Below are 7,052 nucleotides of genomic sequence, written 5' to 3'. Positions count from 1 at the left end.
GCATCTTCCGCGGCACCGGGACCGCATCAGAAATCGCCTGCCGCACCGCACGACGGTGAACACGATGCTTGTCGGCCAATTCCCGAATCGCCATGCCATCACGATGGCCACGCCTGATAGCTTCGAAAAGCTCCACTCTTGATCTCACTTTCACCCAAACCCCTTCAACGATGTCTACACACGGACACCGAGAACGGTAGGGACTAGAAGGTCAAGGGTGGGGCCAAATCAAGCTGGCAAGGTGGGGCCAAATGAAACTGGCAAACCCAATGTGAATCAGCCTGACGTCTGATCGGGGGGGACGCTACCGGGCTTGGGCAGCGCATCAATAGGTCCTTCCTCCTCCATGTGCGGATTGGCAATCAAGCAGCCGACCAGCAGCCCAAGCCAGGTGACCACCGCGACGCGGATCAACAGGTCCTGACCGCCCCCAATCCGCATCGTCGCCGCAGCCAGACCCAGCCCGAGCGCGAGTCCGAGAGTCACACCGGCGTTGACGGCCCGGCGGCTGGAGGACGTCGACTTTGGCGCCGGGCGGTCCGGGTACCAGGAACAGACCATGCGTCGTCTGCCGATTTCCCACAAGCACCAGATGGTGACTATGGTGCCGACCACGGTGCCGGCGACCTGTAGGACGTCATATGCGTAGATCGGCTGATCTTGGAAAGCCGTCGGCAGAACAAATACTTGATGTCTCAGCACCGCGAAACGCTGGACCACCCACCCGAATCCATGAGTGAAGGAGTCGAAAGCGATGTGAGACAGCGAGCCAAGCACAGCGCTGGTGATCAGGACTAGCCAACCCAGGCCCTGTCGGGGCAGGCGCCACTGGGAGAGACGCTGATAGTCGCAGGTGGAAACCCCCCGCATTAGGCAACTGGGCGCCGAGGGGGCCGGCGATGAACGACTTGGTGACCCAGGTCAGAACGAGCGTGACTGCGATGACTAGCAGGACCTGTGGCCCAACGGCGTGGGCATCGACATACCAGGCGGTTCCGTGCGTGAGGAAGAACAGGTCCGGCGTCATGGATCCGACTACCAGCGCCGTGCCGTCGAACCAGCGCGGCTTGAGCATCTTGAGTGGCAGAACCACCGCCTGATGCGAACCGAACGTGAGCGGCATCAGGTCCCCTCGTTCTCATCGGCTGCCCGTGTTCCGCCCAGGATGCACGCTACCGGGCTAGCAATCCGCGACGTTCAGAGCCACGAATCCGCTGGCGTCCACCAATCAAGCGGGGCGGGGTTCACTGGGGATGGCGTCGGGGCCGGTGGCGTGGACAGCGATTCTGCCGCCGGACCCCTGCGGACGTAGCGCACTCCAAGGTAGGTGAACGAGCGTGGCCGGGCGCGGCGCTTGCGGAAAACGACGGAATCCCCCTTGCCGCGGGCTAGCCCAAAGCCCAGTCCGGCGGTGAAGGCGACCTTGCCTGACACCGGTTTGAGGGCCTGTACGCCCAGGCCCTCAAGGCCCGTCACCAGGGTCAGGACGCCGGCGACTGAGCTCAGCGCTACCCGCTCGGGCACTATGAAGGGCGTCTGGCGCGGGTTGATGTTCGTGGCACGGTAGTTGCCGAGCTTGTGCCGCCATCGTCCGCGCAAGCGGGATGGCGAGATCCGCTCACCTAAAGGGCCTCTCATGATCGCCGGGCCGGAGGGGAGTCGGGCAAGCAACAGCCGTCGGCCAGCCACCTTGCGGAACCTTATCTGCGGAACGCCGGCCTGGTCCGGCTTCAACCAGCCCGAACGGGTCGGGGTGTAAGTGATTACGGCGGCGCCGTTGTTGGACACCAAGTTGCCACCGGCGACGGTCATCGAGGTGAGGGTGTTACCGCCTGCGTACAGTCCCGCGTGCCTTCGCAGCGCGGCCTGGCTCCACGCTGCCGTCCGCGGGTTTGGCAACTGAGCCGGTGGCGGCTCGGGGATCCCTGTCTTGGCGGTGTATGCGAGTGAGAGAGCCTCGTGCGAGACGGAGGCGCTGAGTCCACCGGTGGAACTCGTGTTGACCGAGACGAAGACCCCAAGGCCGCTGTCAGGCAGCAATCGCATGGATGAGAACGCGAATACCGTGGCACCGTCGTGGCTTCGGGACTTGCCCGCCCATTCCATATCGGGACTCCTTAGGTGCCAGCCAAGCCCGAAGGATTCGTGTTTCGCCTGATTGTCCAAGGTGGTGTGCGTCTGGGGGGTCCACATCTGCCGCACTGTGGATCTGCGCAGCACACGCCCGCCTGGGGGTACCCCCACCTGCCTCGAAGAGGCTGGAAGGGGGAGGGCCTTGCCTCTGGCCAGCATCGTGCGCATGTACCGAGACATGTCGGTGGCCGAGGAAGTGATCGACCCCGCGCTCCACCCGTTCACGTATTCCCTCGCCTGGACTTTGGCTCCGATCGGCTGGCCTTCCGGCGAGTACGTCGCCAAGTAGCCGCGGGTGAGCCGCCGCACCGGAGCGCGGGTCGGGTCGAAGTGGGACGACTTCATGCCCATGGGTCCGAACAAGTGGCGCTGCGCGTAGCGCTCGAACTTCATCCCGCTGACGTGTTCGACAAGGTTCTGCAGCAGCACGTAGGCGCTGTTGCTGTACGACCACACCTTGTTGACCCGTCGCTCGGGGTACATCTTGCGGAGCGCGCGCAGCAGCCAGGGCCGGAAGCCCGGATCGGGCCTCCGAGAAGTGATGAGTCCGTTGAACACGTTTCCTGGGATTCCGGAGTGGTGGTCCAACACCGACCGCACCGTGATTACGTTGCCGGCGAAGCGGGGCTTCAGACGGAAGCCGGGAACGTACTTGGACAGCGGGTCGTCCAGATTGACCCAGCCCCGTTCAACGAGCTGCATCACCGCCGCCGCAGTGAAGGTCTTCGACACAGAACCGATTGGGAACAATGTGCCGGTGTTGACGCGCCTTCCCCGGGCCTTGTTCGCGTAGCCGAAGCCCTTCTTCCACACGACCCGCTGACCGTCCACGAGCGCGATCGTCAGACCGACCACCTTGTTCTGGTCCATCAACGCGGGGATGTCCGCTTTGAGCTCGCGGATCACCTGGGAGTAGTTCGTGCGTCCCCGCCGCTGCGGTCGTGAATCGACGCTCGTCGAGCCTGCTCCGCTGTCGGATGCCACAGCTTGCGCGACATCGGTGACCGGGGTCAGCACCGCCAGTCCCAGGACCGCCGCAAGCGGCCATGCGATCGCCTTGGACGCGGGTGGTGCCCAGAACCTAGCCCGGCTCTCGCCCATCGCTCATCCTCCACCCGCTCACAGCACTTGATCAGCGAGCTCGGGGTACGTGCCCGCAGTTGCACCGTCCTCGACTCAGGTCATCAGCGAAACTACCGAGCAGTATGCCCCCGCAGAGAAGACGATGCCAACCGAAACACGAGCATCACGAATTGTGCCCGCCCAGGCGGTTCCGTGCGTGAGGAAGAACAGGTCCGGTGCCATGGATCCGATGACCAGTGCCGTGCCGTCGAACCAGCGCGGCTTGAGCATCTTGAGCGGTAGCACTACCGCCTGATGCGAACCGAACGTGAGCGGCATCGGGTCACCTCATCCCCATCGGCTGCCCGTGTTCAACCCAGGATGCACGCTACCGGGCTAGCAATCCGCGACGTTCAGAGCAACGAATCCGCCGACGTCCACCAATCAAGGGGGGCGGGGTTCACCGGGGATTGGATCGGTGCCGGTGGTGTGGACAGCGATTCTGCCGCCGGACCCCTGCGGACGTAGCGCACTCCAAGGTAGGTGAACGAGCGTGGATGGCTGCGGCGCTTCCGGAACACGACGGAATCCCCCTTGCCGCGGGCCAGAAAAGCGCCCAGTCCAGCGGTGAAGGCGACCTTGCCAGACACCGGCTTGAGGGCCTGTACGACCCCGAGGCCCGTCACCAGTGTCAGGACGCCGGCGACGGAGCCCAATGTGATCCGCTTCGGCACCGTGAAGGGCGTCTGGCGCGGGTTGATGTTCATGGCACGGTAGTTGCCGAGCTTGTGCCGCCATCGACCGCGCAAGCTGGATGGTGAGATCCGCTCGCCTACAGGGCCTTGCACGATCGCCGGGCCGGAGGGGAGTCGAGTAAGCAACAGCCGCCGACCAGCCACCTTGCGGAACCTGATCTGCGGAACGCCCGCCTGGTCCGGCTTGAACCAGCCCGAACGGGTCGGGGTGTAGGTGATGAGGGCCGCGCCGTTGTTGAACACCAAGTTGCCACCGGCGACGGTCATAGAGGCGAGGGTCCGACTGCCTGCGTACAGTCCCGCGTGCCTTCGCAGTGCGGCCTGGCTCCAGCGTGCGGTCCGCGGGTTTGGCAACTGAGCCGGTGGCGGCTCGGGGATCCCTGTCTTGGCGGTGTATGCGAGCGAGAGCGCCTCGTCCGCCACGGAGTCGTTGATTCCACCGGTGGAACTCGTGTTGACCGAGACAAAGACCCCAAGGCCGCTGTCAGGCAGCAAGCGCATGGATGAGTGCGCGAGTGCCGTGTCACCGTTGTGGCTGCGGGACTTGCCGGCCCATTCCATATTTGGGCTCCTTAAGAACCAGCCAAGCCCGAAGGAGCCAACCCCGAAGGATGTGTTTCTCGCATGGTTGTCCAAGGTTGTGTGCGTCTGCGGGGTCCACATCTGCCGCACTGTGGATCTGCGCAGCACGCGCCCGCCTGGGGGTACCCCCACCCGCCTCGAAGAGGCGGGAAGGGGGAGGGGTACCCCCGCCCGCCTCGAAGAGGCTGGGGGTCCCCCCGCAAAGCGGGGGAGGAGGGGGAGGGCCTTGCCTTTGGCCAGCATCGTGCGCATGTACCGGGACATGTCGGTGGCCGAGGAAGTGATCGACCCCGCGGTCCACCCGTTCACGTAGTCCCTCGCCTGGACTTTGGCTCCGATCGGCTGGCCTGTCGGCGAGGGTGTGGCCATGTAGCCGCGGGTGAGCCGCCGCACCGGAGCGCGGGTCGGATCGAAGTGCGACGACTTCATGCCCATGGGTCCGAACAAGTGGCGCTGCGCGTACCGCTCGATCTTCATTCCGCTGACGTGTTCGACAAGGTTCTGCAGCAGTACATACCCGCTGTTGCTGTACGCCCACACCTTGTTGACCCTTCGCTCGGGGTACGTCTTGCGAAGGGCTCGCAGCAGCCAAGGCCGGAAGCCCGGATCGGGCTTCCGAGAAGTGAAGAGTCCGTTGAACACGTCTCCTGGGATTCCGGAGTGGTGGTCCAACACCGACCGCACCGTGATTACGTTGCCGGCGTAGCGGGGCTTCAGTCGGAAGCCGGGAACGTACTTGGACAGCGGGTCATCCAGATTGACCCAGCCACGTTCAACGAGTTGCATCACCGCCGCCGCCGTGAAGGTCTTCGACGCAGAACCGATCGGGAACAATGTGCCGGTGTTGACGCGCCTGTTTCGCGCCTTGTTCGCGTAGCCGAAGCCCTTCTTCCACACGACGCGTTGACCGTCCACGAGCGCGATCGTCAGACCGACCACCTTGTTCTGGTCCATCAACGCGGGGATGTCCGCTTTGAGCTTGCGGATCACCTGGGAGTAGTTCGTGCTTCCCGGCCGGGACTGTTGCGAATCGACGCTCGTCGAGCCTGCTCCACTGTCGGATGCCACAGCTTGCGCGACATCGGTGACCGGGGTCAGCAACGCCACTCCCAGGACCGCCGCAAGCGGCCATGAGATCGCCTGGCACGTGGGTGGCGCCCAGAACCTAGCTCGGCTCTCGCCCATTCGCTCCTCCTCCAGACGCCCACAGCACCTGTTCAGCGAGCTCGGGGTAGGTGCCCGCAGTTGCTCCGTCCTCGACTCAGGTTGTCAGCGAAACTACCGACCAGTGAACCCCCGCAGAGACGACGATGCAACCGAAACGCAACTGCGCGGGGACGGGATGCCACCCACGCCGGACGCATGAGTGGGACAATCCCGGCGTGAACATCCTGATTCCCGTCATCGTCGCTCTGCTGGTCATCGTGATTGTCGGGTTCGTCGTTGTTGCCGCCCGCAGGCGTGACCGCGTACCTGAAGCGATCCCAGCGGCTACTCCCCAGGTGCCACCGGCTACCGAGTTGCCGGAACCAGCCGCCACTCTGCCCGTGTTGGAACGCCCCGAGTCGGCGCTCGGGCGAATGGGCCGGTTGCGTGCACGGTTGGCACGATCCAACAACACACTGGGCCGGGGGCTGCTTGCTCTTTTGTCACGGGAGAACCTCGACGACGACGCCTGGCAGGACATAGAGGACACCCTTCTCGCGTCTGATGTCGGAGTAGCCGGGACTGCGGAACTGGTCGGCCGACTGCGCACGCGTGTACGTGTGGAAGGGATCGCGGACCCGAGCCGGTTGAAGGAAGTGTTCCGTCAGGAGTTGATCGCCGAAGTGGATCCGGGGCTGGACCGGTGCCTGATGACGATGCGAACTGAGGGTCGCCCCGCTGTCGTGCTGGTCGTGGGCGTCAACGGAACCGGCAAGACGACGACAACGGGCAAGCTCGCCCGGCTCCTGGTAGCCGAGGACCGTGACGTCATTCTTGCCGCGGCGGACACGTTTCGAGCTGCCGCGACTGAACAGCTCCAGACGTGGGGCTCGCGCGTTGGTGTCCCTGTCGTGCATGCACTCGCTGGCGCCGACCCGGCCTCTGTGGCGTTTGAGGCAGTCGCAGCCGGTCTGGAGATGGAAGCCGACGTCGTGGTCGTCGACACAGCTGGTCGGCTCCACACGAAAGTCGGTCTGATGGACGAGCTGGGCAAGGTCAAGCGCGTGATCGAGAAGAAGGCCCCGGTGTCGGAGGTCCTGCTGGTCCTGGACGCGACAACCGGCCAGAACGGCCTGGCCCAGGCGCGGGTATTCGCCGAAGTAGTCGATATCACCGGAATCGTCCTGACGAAGCTCGACGGCACGGCCAAGGGCGGGATTGTCATCGCCGTTCAGCGCGAACTCGGAGTTCCCGTGAAGCTCGTTGGGCTGGGCGAGGGCCCAGATGACCTGGCCCCTTTCGAGCCGGAGGAGTTCGTCGACGCACTGCTGTCCGGATAGCGAACTGCCTCAAGGACGAGGCGCGACGGTCCTG

General features: G+C 64.6%; 5 protein-coding genes. 1 reads left to right on the top strand and 4 read right to left on the bottom strand.

The window, feature by feature from the left end; all coding sequences use genetic code 11:
- Window positions 1–276: 276 nt before the first annotated feature.
- From Q8P38_00275 to Q8P38_00260, 4 genes are all read right to left on the bottom strand, one after another.
- Window positions 277–870, bottom strand: a complete 594-nt coding sequence (locus Q8P38_00275) for a DUF4184 family protein (protein MDP4013049.1) — start codon at window positions 868–870, stop codon at window positions 277–279.
- Between the two features lie 327 nt (window positions 871–1,197).
- On the bottom strand, window positions 1,198–3,234 hold the full coding sequence (locus Q8P38_00270) for a serine hydrolase domain-containing protein (GenBank protein ID MDP4013048.1): 2,037 nt from the start codon (window positions 3,232–3,234) through the stop codon (window positions 1,198–1,200).
- A gap of 75 nt (window positions 3,235–3,309) precedes the next feature.
- Window positions 3,310–3,534, bottom strand: a complete 225-nt coding sequence (locus Q8P38_00265; protein MDP4013047.1) for a DUF4184 family protein — start codon at window positions 3,532–3,534, stop codon at window positions 3,310–3,312.
- A 74-nt stretch (window positions 3,535–3,608) separates the two neighbouring features.
- Complete coding sequence (locus Q8P38_00260) at window positions 3,609–5,717, bottom strand: serine hydrolase domain-containing protein (protein MDP4013046.1); 2,109 nt, start codon at window positions 5,715–5,717, stop codon at window positions 3,609–3,611.
- A gap of 197 nt (window positions 5,718–5,914) precedes the next feature.
- Between Q8P38_00260 and ftsY the strand changes: the two genes are divergently transcribed.
- Window positions 5,915–7,018 carry a signal recognition particle-docking protein FtsY gene (gene ftsY, locus Q8P38_00255; protein ID MDP4013045.1) on the top strand — a complete coding sequence of 368 codons (1,104 nt, stop codon included), beginning with the start codon at window positions 5,915–5,917 and terminating at the stop codon, window positions 7,016–7,018.
- The last annotated feature ends 34 nt before the right edge of the window (window positions 7,019–7,052 follow it).

This window comes from Candidatus Nanopelagicales bacterium, from assembly GCA_030700225.1.
Classification (GTDB): Bacteria; Actinomycetota; Actinomycetes; order S36-B12.
Note: the sequence above shows the minus strand (reverse complement) of the source record. Positions and strands in the feature narration are given on the sequence as shown.

Bases quoted from the DNA above. Each gene is read 5' to 3' on its own strand.
- Q8P38_00275 (MDP4013049.1), bottom strand. From the start codon at position 870: ATGCGGGGGGTTTCCACCTGCGACTATCAGCGTCTCTCCCAGTGGCGC.
- Q8P38_00270 (MDP4013048.1), bottom strand. From the start codon at position 3,234: ATGGGCGAGAGCCGGGCTAGGTTCTGGGCACCACCCGCGTCCAAGGCG.
- Q8P38_00265 (MDP4013047.1), bottom strand. From the start codon at position 3,534: ATGCCGCTCACGTTCGGTTCGCATCAGGCGGTAGTGCTACCGCTCAAG.
- Q8P38_00260 (MDP4013046.1), bottom strand. From the start codon at position 5,717: ATGGGCGAGAGCCGAGCTAGGTTCTGGGCGCCACCCACGTGCCAGGCG.